The following is a 22,083-nucleotide window of genomic DNA, read 5'->3' on the forward strand; positions in this document are numbered from 1 at the left end:
TTGAGTGGGCTAATCGGATTTGGAACGGCTATTCGACCCGATAGACGGGACGAAAAGCGCCATCCGAGAGGGAATCTGCGGGGTCGGCCAGTGGCGCAGACAGAGTCAGAATGGGTGGCCCCATCACCCGCGGGCACTGCTCGGCATTGGCATCAGGGTGTTGCAGCAGGCAGACCGCCTGAGCGACCGCAAGGCGCCCCTGCAGCCGCATCTGATCGCTGTTGGCGGCCAGGATCTTGCCTCGGCGCAGTCCCCGCTGTATCCCGTGGCTGAAGTAGGTGCTCAGCACCTGGGGCCTGTCGAGATGGCGCTGTGACAGTTCGTTGACCGCCACTTCGGCGGCGATGGCGCCTCCTACTAGATAGTCGAGGTCGGGATAGCGGGCCAGGGTCTGCTGCACCAGCGTGCGCTGGATTTCCCGGCTGTTGTCGCCGCGCTCGGTGCTGACCAGCTTGATGGCGCTCCCCTTGATGGCATCGGCAAAGCCCGGCTCTACGAAGTTGTTGCCGCCACTCGCCTGCGGGCCGGGGAAGAGGGCGACCGAGACCGGCTTGCTGCCGGCGGGGTGACGCTGCGCCAGCCAGTGGCCAATCTGCCAGCCCATCTGGTACCAGGAGACTCCCACCTTCGCTTGCACTAGGCCGCTGGGCAGATCGTTGACCAGCCCAAAGAGCGGCAGCGGCGTGACCTTGATGGCCTCGCGCAAGCCCTGATAGCTCACCGCGCCGAGCAAGATGGCGTCGCTCCCTTCCTGCACGCAGCGCTGCAACTGTTGGCGCTGCTCGGCGAGGGCACCGTAACCCCCTGCTTCGTGGATCTGCAACTTGACTCCCAGCCGCTTCGCTTCGTCCACCATGCCCTGATTGACCGAAAGCCAGTAGGCGTCGCGCAGATGGGGGTAGAGGGCACAGATGGTCAGCGGTTTGGTTGCGGCGGCGGGTTCCTGCCACTGCTGGCGCACCGGCTGGCCGCTGAATTCGCCGCCGGGCCAGATATCGACTGCAAAGGCGAGGGCGGCGCGGGGAAGCATTAGCAACCAGATCAGCAACAACGGGGAGAGATAGACGCTTCGCATGGCCAGGGGTTTTGTTAAAGTGTTGGGCCATATTATCCGGTCAAAGCCGACCACAACCAAGGGACTTCCCGTGAGAATCTTTTCCGGCTTGGGTGGCAAGTTGCTGCTGGCCTTCTCCCTGATGGCGTTGTTGACCCTGAGTGCCTCCCTGCTGGGCTGGGTGGGGCTTAGCCATCTGCGCCAGCTGGAGCAAGGGGTGCAGCAGACGTTGGCCGATCAGGAGCTGGCCCGCACGCTCTCTCGCCTCAGCGGCGAGATCCAGAGCGCGTCGCGGCTGCTGGCCACCGCAACCAGCGAGCAGGAGCGGGAGCATCAGGGGCGCTTGCTCACTCTGCAGGGGCAACAGCTACAACAGGTGCTGGCGCAACTTGGTCGTGGGCAGGGTTCAACAAGCCTCGATCAGCTTAGTCAGAGCATCATCGGCAATCTGGGCCAGCAGGGCTGGCTGGTGGGAGAGCGACTGACCCTGATGGCGCAGGGCGAGGCGCAGCGGGCCCGTCTGGTGGCGGCGGCCGGACAGATCGCCGAGCTGGCGCGCAGCCAGATGGAGAACGCCGAAACCGTGATGGTGGCGGGGTTGGGTTCCCTCTACCAACAGCAAGGTGCGCAGGCGACCCGGACGCTGGACCGCCTGCTGGAGCAGGATCTCGACTGGCTGGAGCAGATGACCGAGCTGCGCCATCGCACCCTGATGCAGCAGCAGCGCATCGAGGAGATGTGGCGCAGCGAACGGCAGGAACAGTTGCAAACGCTATTGCAAGAGGGGCAGCGGGAGCTGGCTATTTTGCAACTGCGGGCCGGGGCAGTGACCGATCCTGCCCGCCGGCAGGCGGTGGAGCAGGCGCTGACCGTGCTGGCGCAAAGCGACAAGCTGGTGCAACTGCGCAGTGACTGGCTCGGCAAGGGGGAGGCGCTGCGGGTGCTGGCCAATGCCAATGAAGCTCTGATGAGCAGTCTCAACCAGCAGGTCGGAGAGCTGGTCAGCCGTGCCCGCGATTCGCTGGGGCAGAGCCAGCAGGCGCTAAGCCAGCGTCTCAGGCTGCTGGAGCAGGCGTTGATGGGCATTGGCCTGCTCACGCTGGTACTGCTGATGCTGTTGATGTGGCGCATGGTCTATGGCCGGATCGTCTGGCCGCTGCAACGGGCGGTGGCGGGGATGAGCCGGTTGGCGCGCGGGGATCTGGCCCCCCTTGAGCCGCTTGCCAGTACCGGGCGCGATGAGCTGGCGGAGCTGGGGCGGGCCCTGCAGGTGTTTCGTGACAATGCGGTTGAGCTGGGCCGCTATCAGCGCGAGCTGGAGTCACGGGTCGAGGAGCGCACCGGCCAGCTCAGCCACGCCAACGAGCGGCTCAATCAGGAGGTGGAGAAGCAGCGGCAGGCCCGCGCCGAGGCAGAACAGGCCAACCGGGCCAAGTCGGTGTTTCTCGCCACCATGAGCCACGAGATCCGCACCCCCATGAACGGCATTCTCGGGGGCCTGACGCTGCTGGAGGATACCCACCTCAGCGACACCCAGCTGCGCTATCTGGCCGCCATCGAGCACAGTGGCGAATCCCTGCTGGAGATCCTCAACGACATTCTCGACTACTCCAAGATCGAGGCGGGCCATGTGGAGGCGCGCCGCGAGCCCTTCCCCCTGTTCCAGCTGGTGGATGAGCTCAGCGCGCTGTTTCGGCCAAAGGCAGCGGCCAAGGGGGTCACTCTGGCGCTGGAATATGCGCCCGAGCTGGCGCCTGTGGTCGAGGGGGATCTGGGCAAGCTGCGCCAGGTGCTCGGCAACTTGCTCGGCAATGCAGTCAAGTTTACCGCCCGTGGCCAGATTACCCTGACGGTGGCGCCCCTTGTCTGTCACGGCCCTTGCGCCGAGCCCTGCATCCGGTTTGTGGTGCGCGATACCGGCCCCGGCATTCCGGCCGATGAGCAGGAGGCGGTGTTCGAGGCGTTTCGCCAGCGCAAGCGTGATATAGGCCATCAGGGCGGCACCGGGCTGGGACTGGCGATCAGCCGCAAGCTGGTGACTGCCATGGGGGGCGAGCTGAACCTTGTCAGCGAACCGGGCAAGGGGTGTGAATTCAGCTTTAGTCTGCCCTTGCAACGCTCGAGTGCCCAGCTGCCTGCCGAGGCGCAACCGCTGCACCTTGGCCAGTCCCGTGACATCCTGCTGGTGGAGGATAACGAGATCAACCGGTTGGTGGCGCACGGCATGCTGACCCGCCTCGGCCATCGCGTCACCCTGGCAGAGGATGGTCGCAGCGCGCTGGCGCTGGTGACCGAGCGCCCCTTCGAGCTGGCGCTGCTTGATATCAATCTGCCCGATATGGACGGCATGACCCTGCGCGAGGATCTGGCCGCCATCAGTGAGGAGATGCATGAACGGCCGCTGCCCGCCATCGCCATCTCGGCCCAGATGTATCCGGAGGATATCCGCCACTGCCTTGCCGCCGGGTTTGTCGATTTTGTCGGCAAGCCGGTGCGGCTGGCGGTGCTGGCGAACGCCATCGATCAACTATTTCGGCAGGAGGGCGCCTCTATCGAGCCGCGGGTGCAGTTATCAGTAGTTGTGCCCCCAACTAACCAGCCAGAGTGGGCCAATCCGGTGCTGGATGCCGATCTGCCCCTGCTCGGCATGGCGCGGATCCGCCAGCTGGTCGCGCTGTTTGAGTCGCAAGGGCGGGTGTTGGTAGATAAGTTGGCTCAGGGTGAGGGGAGTGAGCAACGTCAGCTGGCGCACAAGCTAAAGGGGAGTGCGCTGGCGCTGGGGTTGACCGAATTGGCCAGCCACTGTGCGGCTCTTGAGGCGGGAGGCGGGGAGCCTGCGGCAATCGGGGCGCAATTTGACGCGGCGGTGAGCGGGTTGCAGCAGTGGCTGGCGGCCAACAGGGATGCGCCGTTCTGATCCCTGCTGGCGATGCACAACGTTTAGGTAGGGGGCCAGTTCCTGCGCCGTTATTCGATCTCGCGAAACAGCACCTGCTTGCACTTGGCACAGACCCATTCCCGGCGAAAATCGGTCAGGTGCACCATGCCCACCTCCAGCAACTCGTGGTGGCCGCAGTGATAACAGAAGATGATGTCGCCATCGACTGATTCAGGGTGGGCCGCCAGATATTCGGCTTTGGTTGGGAGCTGCTCCCACGAGGTGGTGGGGAGATGTTTGCGTTGGCTGGTGTAGTAGACCCAGTAGAACAGAAAAAAGACAGCCAGGATCACGAATGTCAGCAGATGGTCCATCTTGAACTCCTCCGGTTAGGTGCAGCCCCTCGGATGCATGGCTGCAATCAGCTCCATCATCATTAAATTTGTTTCGAATGAATATGTTACAGGATGGATAAAGAGGGCGTTGTGATCCCCTTCGGGTTTTGCCCGCCCGCCGCGGGATGAAAAATGTATCGTTTGGCGGAGCGGCCAGGGTATTGAACGGGGAGGGAATCTTGCTTTTTACAACATAAATTCAACGTTTTTTTAGGTGGTTGGACTGTCTCTTTGATCCAGCTCACGTTACAATGCCCGCGCCCACTTCACCTAACGCGCAAACGATTTTCAGGAGAGAAACGGATGTTGAAACGTGACATGACCATCGCCAATTATGATCCGCAATTGTGGCAGGCCATCACAGACGAAACCCGTCGTCAGGAAGAGCATATCGAGCTGATTGCGTCTGAGAACTACACCAGCCCCCGTGTCATGGAAGCCCAGGGCTCCCAGCTGACCAACAAGTACGCTGAAGGTTACCCCTCCAAGCGTTACTACGGTGGTTGCGAGTATGTGGATGTGGTCGAAACCCTGGCTATCGAGCGCGCCAAAGAGCTGTTCGGTGCCACTTACGCCAACGTGCAGCCGCACTCCGGCTCCCAGGCCAACAGCGCCGTTTATATGGCTCTGCTGCAGCCGGGCGACACCGTACTGGGCATGAACCTGGCCCACGGCGGTCACCTGACTCACGGCTCTCCGGTCAACTTCTCCGGCAAGCTCTACAACATCATCCCCTACGGTATCGACGAGTCCGGCAAAATCGACTACGACGACATGGAGCGCCAGGCTGTCGAGCACAAGCCGAAGATGATGATCGGTGGCTTCTCCGCCTACTCCGGTATCGTTGACTGGGCCCGCATGCGCGAAATCGCCGACAAGGTCGGTGCCTACCTGTTCGTCGACATGGCTCACGTGGCTGGCCTCATCGCCGCTGGCGTCTACCCGAACCCGGTTCCCCACGCGCACGTGGTCACTTCCACCACCCACAAGACCCTGGCCGGTCCGCGCGGTGGTCTTATTCTCTCCGCCGCTGACGACGAGGAACTCTACAAGAAGCTCAACTCTGCCGTCTTCCCGGGTGGTCAGGGTGGTCCGCTGATGCATGTCATCGCCGGTAAAGCCGTTGCCTTCAAAGAGGCGCTGGAGCCGGAGTTCAAGACCTATCAGGCTCAGGTCGTGAAAAACGCCAAGGCGATGGCCGCCACCTTTATCGAGCGCGGTTACAAGATCGTCTCCGGCGGTACCGACAACCACCTGATGCTGGTTGACCTGATCGGCCGCGAGCTGACCGGTAAGGATGCTGACGCTGCGCTGGGCAAAGCCAACATCACCGTCAACAAGAACTCCGTGCCCAACGACCCGCGCTCCCCGTTCGTCACCTCCGGTGTACGCATCGGTACCCCGGCCATCACCCGCCGCGGTTTCAAGGAAGCCGAGTCCATCGAGCTGACCCACTGGATCTGCGACGTACTGGACAACCACGACAACGATGCCGTGCTGGCCACCGTGCGTGAGAAGGTGCTGGATATCTGCCGCCGCTTCCCGGTTTATGGCTGATAAGCCAGACCATCCGGTTTGAGACCAATGCCACCTGCGGGTGGCATTGTTTTTTCTGGCTTTTACCGGTTTTGGATGGCCGTGCTACACTGGCCGACCTAGATCCTGGCCCGCCGGGCCGGTCCCTGTTCCATTAACGCCGGAGGTCCGATGCATTGCCCATTCTGTAGTGCGGTTGATACCAAGGTGATCGATTCCCGCTTGGTGGCAGAAGGCCATCAGGTGCGCCGCCGTCGTGAGTGTCTGCTCTGTCACGAGCGTTTTACCACCTTCGAGATGGCCGAGCTGGTGATGCCCCGCGTCATCAAGTCCAACGGTTCCCGCGAGCCGTTCAACGAAGACAAGCTGCGTGCCGGCATCCTGCGGGCGCTGGAGAAGCGGCCGGTGAGCATGGAGGCCATCGAAAAGGCGGTCAACCATATCAAATCCCGCCTGCGTGCCACCGGCGAGCGCGAAGTCGCCTCCGAGCTGGTAGGCAATCTGGTGATGGATGAGCTCAAGAGTCTGGACAAGGTGGCCTATATCCGCTTTGCCTCCGTCTATCGCAGCTTCGAAGATATTCGCGAGTTCGGTGAAGAGATCGCCAAATTGGAGAAATGATGGTATCGGATGGGCAAGTGGATATCCGCTTCGCCCCTCTCTACCTCAGGACACGAAGATATTCGCGAGTTCGGCGAAGAGATTGCCAAGCTGGAGAAGTAAACCTCCATGCTCACCCATGTTGCCGCGTCCGATTACGCTGCGCTAATCGAACCTACGATACTGCGTAAAGTCGAGATGTGTTGTCAAAGGAGCCCGAATGTTTAGTCAAGATGATTACCAATGGATGAGTCGGGCACTCGAACTGGCCCGCCGCGGCTGCTACACCACGGCCCCCAACCCCTGCGTCGGCGCCGTGCTGGTCAAAGATGGCGTGGTGGTTGGCGAAGGGTGGCATCAGAAGGCGGGCGAGCCCCATGCCGAGGTTTACGCCCTGCGCGCCGCCGGTGACAACGCCCGTGGCGCTACCGCCTATGTGACCCTCGAACCCTGCTCCCACCACGGCCGTACCCCTCCCTGCGCCGAGGCGCTGATCAACGCCGGGGTGGCCCGGGTGGTGGCGGCCATGGTTGACCCCAATCCCCAGGTTGGCGGACGCGGCCTGCGGATGCTCTCCGAAGCGGGCATCAAGACCGATTTCGGCCTGCTGGCGAGCGAAGCCGAGGCGCTCAACCCGGGCTTTTTCAAGCGGATGCGTACCGCCTTCCCGCGAGTGACCGTCAAGCTGGGGGCCAGCCTCGATGGCCGCACCGCCATGGCGAGCGGCGAGAGCCAGTGGATCACCTCCCCGGATGCGCGCCGCGACGTGCAGCGGCTGCGGGCCCGTCACGATGCAGTGCTCTCCAGCGCCGAAACCGTGCTGGCCGATGGCGCTTCCCTGACCGTGCGCTGGGACGAGCTGCCCCCCTCGGCCAAGGCGAGTTATCCCAAAGAGACCCTGCGCCAGCCGCTGCGAGTCATCGTCGATTCGCAAAACCGCCTCACACCCGACTTGCCGCTGTTCCAGAGCGAGAGTCCGGTGCTGCTGGCCCGTCACAAGGCGTCCGGCGAGTGGCCCGAGTGGGTGCAGCAGCTGGAGCTGCCGCTGCTGGATGGCAAGCTGGATCTGGTCAGCCTCTTCATGCTGCTGGCCAAGCAGAACGTCAACTCGGTTCTGGTCGAGGCGGGCCCGCGGCTCTGCGGCGCTCTACTGGATAAGGGGCTGGTGGATGAGCTGGTGCTCTATCAGGCTCCCAAATTGATGGGTGACGAGGGGCGTGGTTTGTTCCATCTGCCGGGCCTGACCCGGCTGTTCCAGGCACCCAAGCTCGCCATCAAGGATGTGCGAATGGTGGGGCCGGATATTCGCATTACCGCCAAAATAGCCTGATTTATCAATGTTCAAGGGGGCATAATCAGTCCCCGTCATCAGCAAGGTGATCTGCATGTTTACCGGAATTATCGAAGCGGTGGGAACCCTGGCCGAACTGCGCCGTCAGGGCGATGACATGGCCCTCACCGTCCACGCACCAGGTCTGGATTTTAGCGACGTCAAACTGGGCGACTCCATCGCCACCAACGGCGTCTGCCTCACCGTGGTGGCGCTGGGCGACAAGAGTTATACCGCCGACGTGTCGCTGGAAACCCTCTCCCGTACCGGTTTTGCCGCCGCCAGAGTGGGCGATCGGGTCAACCTCGAGAAGGCACTGATGCCCACCTCCCGCCTCGGCGGCCATCTGGTCTCCGGCCATGTGGACGGGGTCGGGGAGGTGAAAAGCGTCTCCAGCAGCGGCCGCGCTATCGAGTACTGGATCAAGGCGCCGGGCGAGCTCTCCCGCTATATCGCCGAGAAGGGGTCGATCGCGGTGGATGGCATCAGCCTCACGGTCAACGCGGTGCAGGGGGACCTTTTCCGCTTGACCATCGTGCCCCATACCGCGCAGGAGACCACCATCGCCAGCTGGAAGCCGGGCCACAAGGTCAACCTCGAGGTGGATCAGATCGCCCGCTATCTGGAGCGGCTGATGATGGGAAAAAGTCAGGAGAGCAGCGCCTCGACCCTGACCATCGAGACGCTGGCCAAGGCCGGTTTTCTCTGACGGTGTGCGCTGAATCTGGCCACCAAAACGATTTTCTGTGATCCCGCTCTGATTGAAATGGAGCCGCTAGCCCCAATCTAGAGCAACATACACTCGCATTTGCGTTGAGCCTGCGGGCTCAACCCCCAAGCACACTGATGGAGTAGCCCATGGCGCTGAGCACAACCCAGGAAATCATTGCCGATATCAAGGCTGGCAAGATGGTGATCCTGATGGATGACGAAGACAGGGAGAACGAAGGGGACCTCATCATGGCCGCCTCCTGCGTCCGTCCGGAGGATATCAACTTCATGGCCCGCTACGGCCGTGGCCTCATCTGCCTTACATTGACCCGGGATCGCTGCAAGCAATTGGCGCTGCCGCTGATGGTGGATCGCAACAATGCCCAGTTCTCCACCGCCTTTACCGTCTCCATCGAGGCGGCAGAAGGGGTGACCACAGGTATCTCCGCCGCCGATCGTGCGGTGACCGTGCAGGCCGCTGTTGCGCCCAATGCTAAGGCGGCCGATCTGGTGCAGCCGGGCCACATCTTCCCGCTGATGGCGCAGGATGGCGGCGTGCTGACCCGTGCCGGTCACACCGAAGCGGGCTGCGATCTGGCCCGTCTGGCCGGTTTCGAGGCGGCCGCCGTCATCGTCGAGATCCTCAACGAAGATGGCACCATGGCGCGCCGTCCTGACTTGGAGATCTTCGCCGAGGAGCATGGCATCAAGCTTGGCACCATCGCCGACCTGATCGAGTACCGCAACCAGCACGAGACCACGGTCGAGAAGGTGGCCGAGTGCAAGCTGCCCACCGAGTTTGGCGAGTTCGACCTCATCACCTTCCGCGACACCATCGACAATCAGGTTCACTTCGCCCTGAAAAAGGGTGAGGTGCAGGCCGACCAGCCGACCCTGGTGCGCGTCCATCTGCACGATGTGCTGAGCGATCTGCTGCTGACCGACCGCCACGCCGCCCGCAGCTGGCCGCTGCCCAAATCCATGGCCCGCATCGCTGACGAAGGCGGGGTGTTGGTGATTTTGGGGGCTGAATCCCACGGCGCCGAGCTGCTGGCCCGGGTCAAGGGTTTTGAAGCCGCCGACAAGGGACTGGCACCGGAAGGAGCCAAGTGGCAGGGCACCTCGCGCCGGGTTGGTGTGGGTTCCCAGATCCTCAAGGCCCTTGGTGTAAGCAAGATGCGCCTGCTGAGCTCGCCGAAGAAGTACCATGCCCTCGGTGGTTTCGGTCTGGAAGTGGTTGAGTACATCGGCGAGTAACGTACTACCAGAGAAGTACCATCCCCTTCCGGGCGGTTTCGGTCAGGAAGTCGTGGAATTTACCGGCGAGCAAGTGCGCCGGACTGGTTAAATCGCGATCATGGCCGTCTATTGCGGCCATGGTTTTTGTCGTGGGTCTGTTGTGCTAGAATGTGCGCACTTTTGACTCCGGCCCTTTTGATTGCACAGATACAGGATTTCCAATGAAGGTTATCGAAGGAAATATCGCCGCTCCTGAGGCGCGCGTTGCTATTGTTGTTGCCCGTTTCAACAGCTTCATCAACGACAGTCTGGTGAACGGTGCGGTGGACGTACTGAAGCGTCAAGGTCAAGTGCAGGACAGCAACCTGACACTGGTAAAAGTGCCGGGCGCGGTTGAAATGCCATTGGTCATCAAGAAGCTGGCCAAGAGTGGTCAATACGACGCCATCGTGGCGGTCGGTACTGTCATCCGTGGCGGCACCTATCACTTCGACCTGGTGGCAAACGAGAACAGCAAGGGCATGGCCCAGGTAATGATGGAATATGAAATTCCCGTTGCCTTCGGTGTGTTGACCACTGAAAACATTGAACAAGCCATCGAGCGTGCAGGTACCAAGGCGGGTAACAAGGGTGCAGAGGCTGCACTGGCAGCGCTCGAAATGATCAACGTCCTGAAAGAACTGGACGTGTAACGAGGAGAAGTACATTGAAACCGTCTGAGCGCCGTAAAGCCCGCCATTGCGCCACCCAGGCCATCTACCAGTGGCAGATGACCAAGGCTAACGTGGGTGACATCGAAGAGCAGTTCAAGATCGATCAGGACACCAAGGGTGTAGACCTGAACTATTTCCGCGATCTGCTGTTCGGGGTAGCCCTCCACTGCAGCGAGCTGGACAAGGTGTTTGCACCTTTCCTCTCCCGTCCGCTGGAAGAAGTGGACATGGTGGACAAGGCGATCCTGCGTCTGGCGACCTACGAGCTGACCCGTCGTGATGATGTACCGCCGCGCGTGGTCATCAACGAAGCGATCGAGCTGGCCAAAGCTTTTGCTGCCGATGACAGCCACAAGTTTGTCAACGGTGTACTGGACAAGGTGATCAAGTCGCTGAACAAGCGTTGATCCTGCTGTCCGTCAGCATCTAAGAGAGGAGCCAGCTTATTGCTGGCTTTTTACTGTATGGGTGAATTTGAGCTGATTGATAAGTACTTCAAGGTCCCCCACGCCCGCAAGGACGTGGTGATGGGCCCTGGAGATGACTGTGCCCTGCTGACCCTGCCCCCCGATACCCAGCTGGCGGTGAGCACCGACACTCTGGTGAGCGGCGTACACTTCTTTCCCGACATGGATCCGGTGGATCTCGGCTACAAGGCGCTGGCGGTCAATCTCTCCGATCTCGCCGCCATGGGGGCCGAGCCGCGCTGGGTGTCGCTGGCACTGACTCTGCCTGCCATCAACGAAGGTTGGGTTGCCGGGTTTGCCGAAGGGTTTCTGGAGCTGGCCGAGTACTACAATGTGGCGCTGGTGGGCGGAGACATGACCCGCGGGCCGCTCTCCATCACCATCTCGGTGAAGGGATCGGTGCCTGCCGGGCGCGCCTTGATGCGCAGCGGCGCCAAAGCCGGTGACGGCATCTATGTGACCGGCACTCTGGGTGATGCCGCGCTGGCGCTCTCCCACCTGCTGGGCAAACGCACCCTCAACGAGAACCAGCTGGCTGCCGTGCTGCCACGGCTCGACCACCCCCATCCCCGCATTCTGGCCGGTCAGGCGCTGCGCGGGCTGGCGGGTAGTGCGCTGGATCTCTCCGATGGTCTGGCATCGGATCTCGGTCATATCCTCAAGGCCTCCGGCGTGCGGGCCCAGATCGATCTCGATCTGCTGCCGCTCTCGCCGGTGCTGCAGGATGCGGTGAGCGAGCAGGAGGCGTGGCAACTGGCGCTGGCCGGTGGCGATGACTACGAGCTCTGCTTCACCGTACCGGAGGAGCACCGCGGCGCGCTCGATACGGCGCTGGCCCACAGCGGGGTCAAGTTCAGCCGCATTGGCCGCATCGTGGCGGGCGAGCCGGGCATCGATTACCTGCGTGGCGACCAGGCGGTCGAGTTGCAACTGAAAGGGTGGGATCACTTCGCATGAGTTTGTTCAGGATAAAGCCCGAGCTGACACGACTGGATCTGAAAAATCCGCTTCACTTTTTGGCGGTGGGGTTTGGTTCCGGTCTCAGCCCCAAAGCGCCGGGCACCATGGGCACCCTGGCGGCCATTCCGCTCTACCTGCTGGTGAGCGGGCTGCCGACCCACTGGTTTATCGCTCTGCTGGTGGTGGGGTTCCTGATCGGTATCCGCATCTGCCAGAGCGCCACCGATGCCATCGGCATGCCGGATCACGGCGCCATCGTCTGGGACGAGGTGATCGGCTTTGGCGTCACCATGATCGCCGCGCCAGCCGGTTGGGAGTGGGTGGTGGCGGGCTTTGCGCTGTTCCGGTTGTTTGATGTGCTCAAGCCCTGGCCCATCTCCTGGTTTGATCGCCGGATCCACGGTGGCCTGGGCATCATGCTGGACGATCTGATCGCCGGCCTGTTCGCCCTATTTTGTATGCAATTACTGGCATTCTGGCTCGGTTGAGAGCCATCTTCCGGGGGATGACCGTTCTGGCATCCCCCGATTTATATCTGCTTAATTTTCATTCATCGGCATATGCTGCCGTTTATCATCCATTTCACATAAATATTCACTACTCATTCGGGGCTGGTGATTGTTTTGGAAATAGTGATAAATGCTGCTTGTTGCGTTGTTGTTGAAATTAAAGTAATGATACCAATAGATGTACGGACGCACCGGCCATTTTTGTGATGAAAATCATCATTTATCTCTGCCGAATTGGTGGTTATCTGCACAAAACATTGCGGAATTGTATAACTCAATCATTTACACCCGTGGTCAAACCGTCTAAGTTACTCGCGGGTTATTCCAAAAAAATGCAAAAAACCCGCCCGGATCGCTGGTTTCGCTGCCTCATGGATTGAGCAAATATTGCCCAAGGTAACAACCGGCATCTGCGGCTGATTTACGGACGAATTATTTGGGACGGATGTCCCCCGCAGAGGTAAACATGTCCTTGCTCGAAGTAAAGAACTTGCGGATCGAGTACCCCTCCCGCTACGGGGTGCTGGCCGCGGTGAAGGATCTCTCTTTCTCTATCGAAAAGGGTGAGATTGTCGGGGTGGTCGGTGAATCCGGCGCCGGCAAGTCCACCATCGGCAACGCCGTTATCGATCTGCTGAGCCCGCCGGGTCGCATCGCCCGTGGCGATATCTATCTCAATGGCGAGCTCATCTCCGGCAAGAGCCAGAACGAGATGCGGGCCATCCGTGGCTCCTGTATCGGGTTCATCTTCCAGGACCCCATGACCTCCCTCAACCCGCTGTTCACCGTTGAGCATCAGCTGGTGGAGACCATTCTGGCCAATACCGACCTCTCTCGCGAGGCTGCTTTTGCCAAGGCATTGGAGCTGATGGGGGCGGTGGGTATTCCGCAGCCGGAGCTGCGCATCAAACAGTATCCGCACCAGTTCTCCGGTGGCATGCGTCAGCGGGTGGTTATCGCCATCGCGCTCTCCTGCGATCCGGAGCTGATCATCGCAGATGAACCGACTACGGCGCTGGACGTCTCCATTCAGGATCAGATCCTCCAGCTTATCCGCGCCCTCTGCAAAGAGCGTCAGGTGGGCTGCATGCTGGTGACCCATGACATGGGCGTGGTCTCCAACGTTACCGACAAGGTGGCGGTGATGTATCGCGGCGATCTGGTGGAGTTCGGCCTGACCGAACAGGTGCTGGGCAGCCCCAATCACCCCTATACCCGCAGCCTCATCTCGGCGGTCCCCCGTTCCGATGTGAAGCTGGTGCGCTTCCCGCTGGTCTCCTATATTGAGGATGCCAGTGCGCCGGATACCAATATCGACCTCAAGACCCACTGGCTCGGCCAGAGTCAGGACGAGCGTGCCTATGAAGGGGCGCTGCTGCGGGTGGAGAATGTCGATCTGAAATTCGTCACCAAGGACTCCATCTTCCCGAGCCGCCGCCAGTATGTGCGCGCCTGCAACAACATCAGCTTCGAGATCTTCGAAGGGGAGACCTTCGGTCTGGTGGGGGAATCGGGCTCCGGTAAATCGACCATTGCCCGCGCCATCACAGGTCTCTATCCGCCTGATACCGGCAAAATCTTCTTCGAGGGGATCGATCTGACTGCCCTCAAGAGCGAGCGCGAGCGCCGCCCGCTGCGTCGCCAGATGCAGATGGTGTTCCAGAACCCCTATTCCTCGATGAACCCGCGGATGAAGGTGCGCGACATCATTGCCGAGCCGATCCGCTTCCATCAGCTGGCGAGCAGCGAGAGCCAGATTGAGGGAATTGTCGGCGATCTGCTGGATCACGTGGGTCTTGGCCGTGGTGCTGGCCTCAAGTATCCCCACGAGTTCTCCGGCGGTCAGCGCCAGCGTATCTCCATTGCCCGCGCCCTGGCCACTCGCCCGCGCTTCCTTATCTGCGACGAGCCGACCTCGGCACTGGATGTGTCGGTGCAGGCCCAGATCCTCAACCTGCTCAAGGATCTGCAGCAGGAGCTCAAGCTCACCATGCTGTTTATCAGCCACGATCTGCCGGTGATCCGCCAGATGTGCGACCGCATCGGGGTGATGCAGCACGGCCATTTGGTGGAAGTGGCCGAGACCGAGAAACTCTTTACCAATGCCGAGCATGAGTACAGCCGCAAGCTGATCTCCCTCATGCCGGAGTTCAAGGGAATGTCCCGCGAGGGGCTGGAAATCGCAAGCTAGGAGAGCGCCGGTGCGCCGGTCTGCTTGTTAAAAAAAGTGTCATAAGAAAGCCAAAAGCATGGAGAATAAGATGAAGAAAGGATTGTCCAAGATTGCCCTGGCGCTGTTTGCCGCCGGTTTCGCCTTCAGTGTCTCAGCCGCTGATATCAAGGTGGGTGTCGCTTCTGACGCCACTTCGCTGGATCCGCAGGAGCAGCTCTCCGGTCAGACCCTGGAGATGTCGCACCTGGTATTCGATCCCCTGATGCGTTACACCCAGGACTTGCAGTTCGAGCCCCGTCTGGCCGAGAAGTTCGAGCGTGTCGATGACAAGACTGTCCGCTTCCACCTGCGCAAAGGGGTCAAGTTCCACTCCGGTAACGACTTCACTGCAGACGACGTGGTGTGGACCGTCAACCGCCTGAAATCCTCCGTCGACTTCAAGGCGATCTTCGATCCCATCAGCGAAGTGAAGAAGGTCGATGACTACACCGTGGATCTCGTCACCGCCAAGCCGTTCCCGCTGGTGCTGCAGACCGTTACCTACATCTTCCCGATGGACTCCAAGTTCTACACCGGCAAGACCGAAGCGGGCAAAGACAAGGCCGAGATTGTCAAAAACGGCGACTCCTACGCCTCTACCCACGTCTCCGGTACTGGCCCGTTCACCGTCAAGTTCCGCGAGCAGGGTGTGAAGCTGGATTATGCCCGCAACGCCAACTACTGGGATAAAGCCTCCAAGGGTAACGTCGAGAACCTGACCGTGGTGCCCATCAAGGAAGATGCGACCCGTGTTGCTGCCCTGCTGGGTGGCGACGTGGACATGATCTATCCGGTTGCGCCGAACGATCTGGATCGCGTGAAGAATGGCAAGGACTCCCAGCTGGTTACCCTGTCCGGTACCCGCGCCATCATCATCGAGCTGAACCAGAACACCAACCCGGCGCTGAAAGACAAGCGTGTACGTCAGGCGATCAACTACGCCATCAACCAGGTGGGTATCGTCGAGAAGATCAACAAGGGCTTCGGTACCCCTGCTGGTCAGCTGAGTCCGAAAGGCTATGCCGGTCACAACGAGGCGCTGGTGCCCCAGTATGATCTGGCCAAGGCCAAGGAGCTGATGAAGGAGGCCGGTTACGAGAAAGGCTTCAAGATGACCTTCATCTCCCCGGCTGCCCGCTACGTCAACGACGTCAAGATTGCCCAGGCTGTCTCCGCCATGCTGGCCAAGATCAACATCAAGGTGGATCTGAAGACCATGCCGGTGGCCCAGTACTGGCCTGAGTTTGACAAGTGCGCCGCAGACATGCAGCTGATTGGCTGGCACTCCGACACCGAAGATACCGCGAACTTCTTCGAGTTCCTGACCTTCACCAAGGATGCCAAGACCGGTATGGGTCAGTACAACTGCGCCGGTTACGCCAACGCCGAAGCTGACAAGCTGGTGATGGATGCCAACGCCGAGACCGATCCGGCCAAGCGTGCCGAGATGCTGAAGAAGGTCGAAGCCATGCTGATCGAAGATGCTGCCTACGTGCCGTTGCACTGGGAAGATCTGGCCTATGGCGCCAAGAAGAACGTCGACATCAAGCCAGTGGTCAACGTGATGAACTTCCCTTACCTGGGTGACCTGGTGGTCAGCAAGTAAGAGAACGTCGCAAGGAAGGACGGGGCGGGGTGGTCAGCTGGCCACTCCGCCCACTAACAGAAGCCTGTGCCACGACACAGGCCACGTAGAAGGACAAGCATGTTTACATTCCTGCTGAAACGGTTCTATCAGGCCGTGATAGTGATGTTCGTCATCAGCCTGGTCGCCTTCTCCATCCAGGACAACTTGGGTGACCCGTTGCGCGAGCTGGTGGGACAATCCGTCTCCGAAGCCCAGCGTCACGAGTTGCGCGAGAAGATGGGCCTTAACGATCCCTTCCTCATCAAATACAGCCGCTTTCTGAAAAATGCGGTGCATGGGGATTTGGGCACCTCCTATTTCTTCAAGCGACCCGCTCTCGAGGTGATCCTCGACAAGCTGGTGGCTACCCTTGAGCTGGTGTTTGCTGCCGCGCTCATCATCGTGGTGGTTTCCATTCCACTCGGTGTCTATTCGGCGATCCGCCCGCGCAGCATTCCCACCAAGCTCATCATGGCGGGGAGCAGTATCGGTATCTCGATCCCGGTATTTTTGACCGCCATCATGCTGATGTACCTCTTCTCCATCCAGCTGGGCTGGCTGCCGGCCTATGGCCGCGGCGAGACCCGTAACCTGCTGGGCTGGGAGTCGGGCTTCTTTACCTGGGATGGCATCCTGCACCTGATCCTGCCGGCGGTGTCCCTCTCCTCCATCATGTTGCCGCTGTTTATCCGGCTGGTGCGCTCCGAGATGCTGGAGCAGCTCTCCTCTGAATACGTCAAGTTCGCCCGTGCCAAGGGGCTGGACAACAACAAGGTCTACTACAGCCACGCTCTGAAGAACACCATGCTGCCAGTCATTACCGTCGGTGGGGTGCAGATCGGCACCATGGTGGCTTACACCATCCTGACCGAGAGCGTGTTCCAGTGGCCGGGTACCGGCTTCCTGTTCCTCGAGGCGATCCACCGGGTCGATACGCCCCTCATCACCGCCTACGTCATCTTCGTGGGACTGATCTTCGTGGTGACCAATACCCTGGTCGATCTGCTCTACGGGTTGATTAACCCGACCGTTAACCTGACTGCCAAGGGGTAAGCATGAGTAACGCTGTAACTGCAAGCCCAAGCCGTTGGGCACGATTCAAGAACTCTGACATCGTCTACTACTTCCTGCGGGACAAGGTAGCCATGTTCAGCTTTGCGGTGTTCGTGGTATTTGTGCTGGCGGCGCTGCTGGCCCCCTGGCTCGCCCCGCACAACGTCTATGACCAGACCAGTTTTGATCTGATGGATGCCGAGTTGCCCCCCTCCTGGCTCGAAGGTGGCGAGGAGCGCTTCTGGCTCGGTACCGACAACCAGGGGCGGGATATCTGGAGCACCATCCTCTATGGCGCCCGTATCTCCCTCACTATCGGTCTGTTTGCGGTGGCGCTGCAGCTGGTGCTCGGTATCGTCATCGGTCTGATTGCCGGTTACTTCGGTGGTCGCATCGACAACCTGCTGATGCGCTTTGCTGATGTGCAGCTGTCGTTCTCCACCATGATGGTGGCGATCATCATCTCCGCCATCTTTCAGGCAACATTTGGCTCCGAGTTTTACTCGAAGTTTGCCATCATGATGCTGGTGGTGATCATCGGGATCGCCGAGTGGCCGCAGTACGCCCGTACCGTGCGCGCCTCTGTGCTGGCGGAGAAGAAGAAGGAGTATGTGGAAGCGGCCAAGGTGATGGGATTCCGCGCCCCGCGCATCATGTTCCGCCACATTCTGCCCAACTGCCTGTCGCCCATTCTGGTCATCTCCACCGTGCAGGTGGCCAACGCCATCATGAGTGAAGCTGCACTCTCCTTCCTCGGTCTGGGGATGCCGGTTGATCAGCCCTCGCTCGGTTCGCTTATCAGCGTCGGCTTCAACTACATCTTCTCCGGCTCCTGGTGGATCACCGCCTTCCCGGGAATCTGTCTGGTGGTGCTGGTGCTGGTCATCAATCTGCTGGGTGACTGGCTGCGGGATGTGTTTAACCCCAAGATCTACAAAGGTTAACGCGGGCCGACTCTGAGGTGCCGAGTCGCAGCTGTTAGGCCATTTGGATGAAAAAAATCCGAAACCGGTTTAGCCGGTTTCGGATTTTTATTGGTCTTGAGCAGACAGCTTGTTGATTGCACACCCATCAGTAGTGCGGCGGCGGGGTCTCTTCGGCCATGCTGGCAATCTGGCTGGGCTGTACGCTTTGTAGTTTGTCGATCAGCAGCTGGATCTGGTATTTGAGCCGATCGAGTTCACGGCCCTGGGTAGTTACCTCGTCGTTGAGCTGCTCTATGGTGTACTCCGCATAGGCGAGACGGGTTTCCAGGGTTTCGATGCGATCGTTAAGTTGCTGACTCATGGGCCTTCGGGTCCTTACTTGATTGTCCAGATTTCGGCCAGACCACTGGAGCTGGCACTGACAAGGTGGCTATTGTCGCGCAAAGCGACGCCGTAGACCACTGCGCTGGGCGGTTTCACCTTGGGTTGCGGCGAGACGCGCCAGCTCTGCAGCAGGGCACCATCGCTCACTTGCCACAGGGAGAGCTGACGGGAAGGGGCGCCAGTGATCAGCCACTTGCCATCGTTGGCAAAGCGGGCGCTGGTGTAGACCTCGAAGCGGTGATCATATTGCAGCTGACTCACCTCTTTGCCGGTTTTCAGATCCCAGATGCTGGCCCGGCTGCTGTCGGCGGTGAAGGCGTAGCGGCCGCTCGGCTCCAGTCTGGCCATGATCACCCGGCCACCATGGTTGAAGCGCCAAATTACCTGCCCGCTACGGGTATCCCACAGATAGGCGCTGTAGTCGTTGCCGCCGGTCAGGGCGTAGCGACCGTTGGCGGATAGATCCACCGTATTGACCTGTTCGGTGTGCCCCAGAAACTGCAGGCGACGACCGCTTCGGGTATCGAGCCACTCGGCCTTGCCATCTTCCCGACCTATCAGCACATAACGACCGTCGGCAGAGAGCGCGATGTCCCTCAGCCTGGATTCAGGAAGTGAGTAGTAGCCTTGTGATTGCCCGTCGTTCAGCCGCCAGGTAGCAAAGGTGTCTGGGGTGGCGGTGACGGCATGGCTGTTGCCTTCGGAAAAACGGGTAATGAATACCAGATCATCCGCCGAGTCGGATTGCTTCCAGCGCCAGCGTTGACGGTTCTGTTCCAGATCCCAGACGATGATGCCCTGGCTGATGCTGGAGACGATGGCCTGCTTGCCATCACTGGAGAGATCTGCGGTCAGCAGACCCGTGCTGGCGAGGGTCATTTGCTGGTTGGGTTGGGAGCTCTGCTCGCAACCGGTGAGCATTAAACAGAGGCTCACCAGATAAATGGCACTTTTTATCATTTTTGCGGTCTCACGCTTTTGTTACCTGCGATCACGGCGTTAGTATAAGGCGCTTATCACGATAAACCTCTCATTTCACGATGGAACCGAGAGCGGTATTTGGAGTTTGGAGAAACTGATGAACAAATTTCTGAAGGTGTCCCTGTTGGCGGCGGCCGTTGCCGTCGGTCTGACTGCTTGCCAAAAAGACGAGAAGCCTGCTGCGGCCAATACCGCCGAAGTGAAGGCAGAAGCCAGCAAGCCGGCAGAGGCGACCAAGGCCGAAGCCAAGAGCTTTGAAGAGCAATCTGGCTACGCAATTGGCCTCTCCATGGGTCGTTACATCGCCAATACCCTGGAGCGTCAGCAGGAACTGGGCATCAAACTGGACAACGCCGTGATCCTGAAAGGGGTGACTGACGGTCTGGGCAAAGAAGCCAAGATGACTGATGAAGAGATCCAGAAGGTACTGCAGGATTACGACGCCAAGATCAACGAGCTGACCAAGGCCAAGGCCGAGAAAGACGCCGTTGAGAATCTGAAGAAGGGCGAAGAGTTCCTGGCTGCCAACGCCAAGAAAGAGGGTGTTAAGAGCACTGAATCCGGCTTGCAATACGTGGTCGAGAAGATGGGCACTGGCGCAAAGCCGAAATCTACCGATATCGTCAAGGTTCACTACACCGGTACCCTGACCGACGGCACCAAGTTCGACAGCTCCGTCGATCGCGGCGAGCCGGCTACCTTCCCGCTCAATCAGGTTATCCCGGGTTGGACTGAAGGTGTTCAGCTGATGCCGGTTGGTTCCAAGTTCAAGTTCTTCCTGCCGTCCAAGCTGGCCTATGGCGAGCACGGTGCAGGCTCCATCCCGGCGAACGCCGTGCTGGTGTTTGACGTTGAGCTGCTGGCTATCGAGAAGCCGACTGCTGACGACGCCAAGAAGTAATCCCTTCTTGTAGTTAAAAACGGCTCCTTAAGGAGCCGTTTTTACTTGTGTATTCCCTGCAATCGCGGGATAACAGAGCTGTCTTGGCGTTGGGTTTGCGCGCGAAAATAAGGCAAAATAGATCGCAGAATCAAATACAAGGATGAGTCCAGTGGCTGAAAATAAATCGCGTGTCCTGCTGGTGGAAGATACCCGTAGTCTGGCGGTGGTCTATGAACAGTACCTGCGCCAGGAGGGGTACGAGGTGGTGCTGGCCGACTGCGGTCAACAGGCGTTGGCGCAGTTGCTGGCAAGCCCTCCCCCCGTGGTGCTGCTGGATCTGGAGCTGCCGGATATGTCCGGTATGGATATTCTGCAAATGATCACCGAACAGCAGTTGCCCTGCTCTGTGGTGGTGATCACCGCCCACGGCTCGGTAGATGTGGCGGTGGAGGCGATGCGCCTCGGTGCCTTCGATTTTCTGACCAAGCCGTTTGACAGCAAGCGGCTCTGCGCCACCGTTCGCAATGCCTTGAAACACCAGCAGTTGAGCTCGCTGGTTGCCCACTATCGGGAGAATTTCGAACGCAGCTCGTTTTTCGGTTTTATCGGTGCCTCCATGTCGATGCAGGCGGTTTATCGCATCATCGAAAGCGCGGCGCCCAGCAAGGCGACCGTCTTTATCACTGGCGAGAGCGGCACCGGCAAAGAGGTGTGTGCCGAGGCGATTCACCAGTGCAGTCCCCGCAGCGAACAGCCCTTTATTGCCCTCAACTGCGCCGCCATTCCCCATGATTTGATGGAGAGCGAGATCTTCGGTCATGTGAAGGGCTCTTTTACTGGCGCCCAGGGGGATCGCAAAGGGGCAGCCAGTCTGGCCGATGGCGGTACCCTGTTTCTCGACGAGATCTGCGAGATGGACCTGGATCTGCAGAGCAAGCTGCTGCGCTTTATCCAGACCGGCACAGTGCAGCGGGTCGGTAGCGGCAAGCTCGAGACGGTGGATGTGCGTTTTATCTGCGCCACCAACCGGGATCCGCTGGTCGAGGTAAAAGCGGGCCGTTTTCGCGAGGATCTCTACTATCGGCTCCACGTCATTCCGCTCACCCTGCCGCCGCTGCGGGAGCGGGGTGAGGATATCCTGCTGCTGGCGCGCACCCTGCTGCAGAGCTACGCCAAGGAGGAGAACAAACGCTTCAAGGATTTCGATGTCGAGGCGGCGCGAGTGCTGCTCGACTACCCCTGGCCCGGCAACGTACGCGAGTTGCAAAACGTGGTACGCAATATCGTGGTGCTCAATGACAAGGAGCTGGTGAGCCCGGATATTCTGCCGCCACCGCTCAATGGGGTTCGTCCCCAGCTACCGACTGCGATTGCGGCTGCGGTGGCATCGGCTCCGGCAGCCACCGGCGTGGCCAACGGGCCAATTCGTCCGCTCTGGCTGGTGGAAAAAGAGGTGATCGAACAGGCCATCGCCAGCTGTGACGGCAACATTCCCAAGGCGGCGGCACTGCTCGAGATCAGCCCCTCCACCATTTACCGTAAAAAGCAGGGGTGGGAGGAGTCCAATCGGGCCTGAACCATCTTGCCAGCAGAAAGGGCGGCTAGCGTGCCGCCCTTTCTATTTT

At 60.0% G+C, this 22,083-nt stretch carries 20 protein-coding genes; 16 read left to right on the plus strand and 4 right to left on the minus strand.

The genetic code is table 11. The features are described 5' to 3' along the window. Positions 1–28 precede the first annotated feature (28 nt). Complete coding sequence (torT, locus tag OKC43_RS15040; protein ID WP_236271686.1) at positions 29–1,075, minus strand: TMAO reductase system periplasmic protein TorT; 1,047 nt, start codon at positions 1,073–1,075, stop codon at positions 29–31. A gap of 70 nt (positions 1,076–1,145) precedes the next feature. Here torT and torS point away from each other — a divergent pair, with 70 nt between their 5' ends. After that, a complete protein-coding gene (gene torS, locus OKC43_RS15045; protein ID WP_236271687.1) occupies positions 1,146–3,971 on the plus strand; it encodes a TMAO reductase system sensor histidine kinase/response regulator TorS in 2,826 nt (941 codons plus the stop codon). Between the two features lie 50 nt (positions 3,972–4,021). Here the strand turns inward: torS and OKC43_RS15050 are convergent, their stop codons facing one another. Further along, entirely contained in the window at positions 4,022–4,306 is a 285-nt protein-coding gene (locus OKC43_RS15050) for a hypothetical protein (protein ID WP_100646668.1), read from the minus strand. A 324-nt stretch (positions 4,307–4,630) separates the two neighbouring features. On the opposite strand from OKC43_RS15050, the gene glyA reads away from it, so the two are divergent. From glyA to OKC43_RS15115, 13 genes are all read left to right on the plus strand, one after another. Beyond that, complete coding sequence (gene glyA, locus OKC43_RS15055) at positions 4,631–5,884, plus strand: serine hydroxymethyltransferase (protein ID WP_040068624.1); 1,254 nt, start codon at positions 4,631–4,633, stop codon at positions 5,882–5,884. Between the two features lie 150 nt (positions 5,885–6,034). Continuing rightward, complete coding sequence (gene nrdR / locus OKC43_RS15060; protein WP_005338880.1) at positions 6,035–6,484, plus strand: transcriptional regulator NrdR; 450 nt, start codon at positions 6,035–6,037, stop codon at positions 6,482–6,484. Between the two features lie 199 nt (positions 6,485–6,683). Then, entirely contained in the window at positions 6,684–7,793 is a 1,110-nt protein-coding gene (gene ribD / locus OKC43_RS15065; protein ID WP_270659424.1) for a bifunctional diaminohydroxyphosphoribosylaminopyrimidine deaminase/5-amino-6-(5-phosphoribosylamino)uracil reductase RibD, read from the plus strand. 55 nt (positions 7,794–7,848) lie between these two features. Further along, entirely contained in the window at positions 7,849–8,502 is a 654-nt protein-coding gene (locus OKC43_RS15070) for a riboflavin synthase (RefSeq protein ID WP_206876739.1), read from the plus strand. Between the two features lie 149 nt (positions 8,503–8,651). Beyond that, on the plus strand, positions 8,652–9,761 hold the full coding sequence (ribBA, locus tag OKC43_RS15075) for a bifunctional 3,4-dihydroxy-2-butanone-4-phosphate synthase/GTP cyclohydrolase II (RefSeq protein ID WP_139747934.1): 1,110 nt from the start codon (positions 8,652–8,654) through the stop codon (positions 9,759–9,761). 203 nt (positions 9,762–9,964) lie between these two features. Next, positions 9,965–10,435 (plus strand): 6,7-dimethyl-8-ribityllumazine synthase, encoded by a 471-nt coding sequence (ribH, locus tag OKC43_RS15080; protein WP_005338866.1) that lies wholly within the window; start codon positions 9,965–9,967, stop codon positions 10,433–10,435. Between the two features lie 14 nt (positions 10,436–10,449). Then, entirely contained in the window at positions 10,450–10,863 is a 414-nt protein-coding gene (gene nusB, locus OKC43_RS15085; protein ID WP_005343514.1) for a transcription antitermination factor NusB, read from the plus strand. A 57-nt stretch (positions 10,864–10,920) separates the two neighbouring features. Next, positions 10,921–11,880, plus strand: a complete 960-nt coding sequence (gene thiL / locus OKC43_RS15090; RefSeq protein WP_026034998.1) for a thiamine-phosphate kinase — start codon at positions 10,921–10,923, stop codon at positions 11,878–11,880. Next, positions 11,877–12,371: a phosphatidylglycerophosphatase A family protein gene (locus OKC43_RS15095; protein WP_216977131.1), complete on the plus strand. Its 495-nt coding sequence runs from the start codon at positions 11,877–11,879 to the stop codon at positions 12,369–12,371. The genes thiL and OKC43_RS15095 overlap by 4 nt, the downstream gene beginning before the upstream one ends. Positions 12,372–12,858: 487 nt before the next feature. Then, the gene (locus tag OKC43_RS15100; protein WP_236271689.1) at positions 12,859–14,583 is read left to right on the plus strand and encodes a dipeptide ABC transporter ATP-binding protein; all 1,725 of its coding nucleotides are present in this window, start codon (positions 12,859–12,861) and stop codon (positions 14,581–14,583) included. Between the two features lie 70 nt (positions 14,584–14,653). Continuing rightward, positions 14,654–16,210, plus strand: coding sequence for an ABC transporter substrate-binding protein (locus tag OKC43_RS15105; RefSeq protein WP_236271690.1), 1,557 nt, complete (start codon positions 14,654–14,656; stop codon positions 16,208–16,210). 99 nt (positions 16,211–16,309) lie between these two features. Continuing rightward, the gene (locus OKC43_RS15110; RefSeq protein WP_236271691.1) at positions 16,310–17,284 is read left to right on the plus strand and encodes an ABC transporter permease; all 975 of its coding nucleotides are present in this window, start codon (positions 16,310–16,312) and stop codon (positions 17,282–17,284) included. A 2-nt stretch (positions 17,285–17,286) separates the two neighbouring features. Beyond that, entirely contained in the window at positions 17,287–18,228 is a 942-nt protein-coding gene (locus OKC43_RS15115; RefSeq protein ID WP_040068611.1) for an ABC transporter permease, read from the plus strand. A gap of 127 nt (positions 18,229–18,355) precedes the next feature. On the opposite strand, the gene OKC43_RS15120 is transcribed toward OKC43_RS15115, so the two are convergent. Both OKC43_RS15120 and OKC43_RS15125 read right to left on the minus strand, forming a co-directional pair. Next, positions 18,356–18,571, minus strand: a complete 216-nt coding sequence (locus tag OKC43_RS15120) for a SlyX family protein (protein WP_005335285.1) — start codon at positions 18,569–18,571, stop codon at positions 18,356–18,358. Between the two features lie 14 nt (positions 18,572–18,585). Beyond that, on the minus strand, positions 18,586–19,554 hold the full coding sequence (locus tag OKC43_RS15125; RefSeq protein ID WP_021230804.1) for a hypothetical protein: 969 nt from the start codon (positions 19,552–19,554) through the stop codon (positions 18,586–18,588). A 118-nt stretch (positions 19,555–19,672) separates the two neighbouring features. Here OKC43_RS15125 and fkpA point away from each other — a divergent pair, with 118 nt between their 5' ends. Together fkpA and OKC43_RS15135 are read left to right on the plus strand one after the other, a co-directional pair. Further along, positions 19,673–20,476: an FKBP-type peptidyl-prolyl cis-trans isomerase gene (fkpA, locus tag OKC43_RS15130; RefSeq protein WP_005335283.1), complete on the plus strand. Its 804-nt coding sequence runs from the start codon at positions 19,673–19,675 to the stop codon at positions 20,474–20,476. Between the two features lie 151 nt (positions 20,477–20,627). Further along, positions 20,628–22,034, plus strand: coding sequence for a sigma-54-dependent transcriptional regulator (locus OKC43_RS15135; RefSeq protein ID WP_100654426.1), 1,407 nt, complete (start codon positions 20,628–20,630; stop codon positions 22,032–22,034). The last annotated feature ends 49 nt before the right edge of the window (positions 22,035–22,083 follow it).

The organism is Aeromonas sp. Y289-2, from assembly GCF_027705925.1.
Taxonomy (GTDB): domain Bacteria; phylum Pseudomonadota; class Gammaproteobacteria; order Enterobacterales; family Aeromonadaceae; genus Aeromonas; species Aeromonas veronii.

Excerpts from the sequence above, each read along its gene's own strand:
- torT (WP_236271686.1), bottom strand. The coding sequence starts at position 1,075 with ATGCGAAGCGTCTATCTCTCCCCGTTGTTGCTGATCTGGTTGCTAATG.
- OKC43_RS15050 (WP_100646668.1), bottom strand. The coding sequence starts at position 4,306 with ATGGACCATCTGCTGACATTCGTGATCCTGGCTGTCTTTTTTCTGTTC.
- glyA (WP_040068624.1), top strand. The coding sequence starts at position 4,631 with ATGTTGAAACGTGACATGACCATCGCCAATTATGATCCGCAATTGTGG.
- nrdR (WP_005338880.1), top strand. The coding sequence starts at position 6,035 with ATGCATTGCCCATTCTGTAGTGCGGTTGATACCAAGGTGATCGATTCC.
- ribD (WP_270659424.1), top strand. The coding sequence starts at position 6,684 with ATGTTTAGTCAAGATGATTACCAATGGATGAGTCGGGCACTCGAACTG.
- OKC43_RS15070 (WP_206876739.1), top strand. The coding sequence starts at position 7,849 with ATGTTTACCGGAATTATCGAAGCGGTGGGAACCCTGGCCGAACTGCGC.
- ribBA (WP_139747934.1), top strand. The coding sequence starts at position 8,652 with ATGGCGCTGAGCACAACCCAGGAAATCATTGCCGATATCAAGGCTGGC.
- ribH (WP_005338866.1), top strand. The coding sequence starts at position 9,965 with ATGAAGGTTATCGAAGGAAATATCGCCGCTCCTGAGGCGCGCGTTGCT.
- thiL (WP_026034998.1), top strand. The coding sequence starts at position 10,921 with ATGGGTGAATTTGAGCTGATTGATAAGTACTTCAAGGTCCCCCACGCC.
- OKC43_RS15095 (WP_216977131.1), top strand. The coding sequence starts at position 11,877 with ATGAGTTTGTTCAGGATAAAGCCCGAGCTGACACGACTGGATCTGAAA.
- OKC43_RS15100 (WP_236271689.1), top strand. The coding sequence starts at position 12,859 with ATGTCCTTGCTCGAAGTAAAGAACTTGCGGATCGAGTACCCCTCCCGC.
- OKC43_RS15105 (WP_236271690.1), top strand. The coding sequence starts at position 14,654 with ATGAAGAAAGGATTGTCCAAGATTGCCCTGGCGCTGTTTGCCGCCGGT.
- OKC43_RS15110 (WP_236271691.1), top strand. The coding sequence starts at position 16,310 with ATGTTTACATTCCTGCTGAAACGGTTCTATCAGGCCGTGATAGTGATG.
- OKC43_RS15115 (WP_040068611.1), top strand. The coding sequence starts at position 17,287 with ATGAGTAACGCTGTAACTGCAAGCCCAAGCCGTTGGGCACGATTCAAG.
- OKC43_RS15120 (WP_005335285.1), bottom strand. The coding sequence starts at position 18,571 with ATGAGTCAGCAACTTAACGATCGCATCGAAACCCTGGAAACCCGTCTC.
- OKC43_RS15125 (WP_021230804.1), bottom strand. The coding sequence starts at position 19,554 with ATGATAAAAAGTGCCATTTATCTGGTGAGCCTCTGTTTAATGCTCACC.
- fkpA (WP_005335283.1), top strand. The coding sequence starts at position 19,673 with ATGAACAAATTTCTGAAGGTGTCCCTGTTGGCGGCGGCCGTTGCCGTC.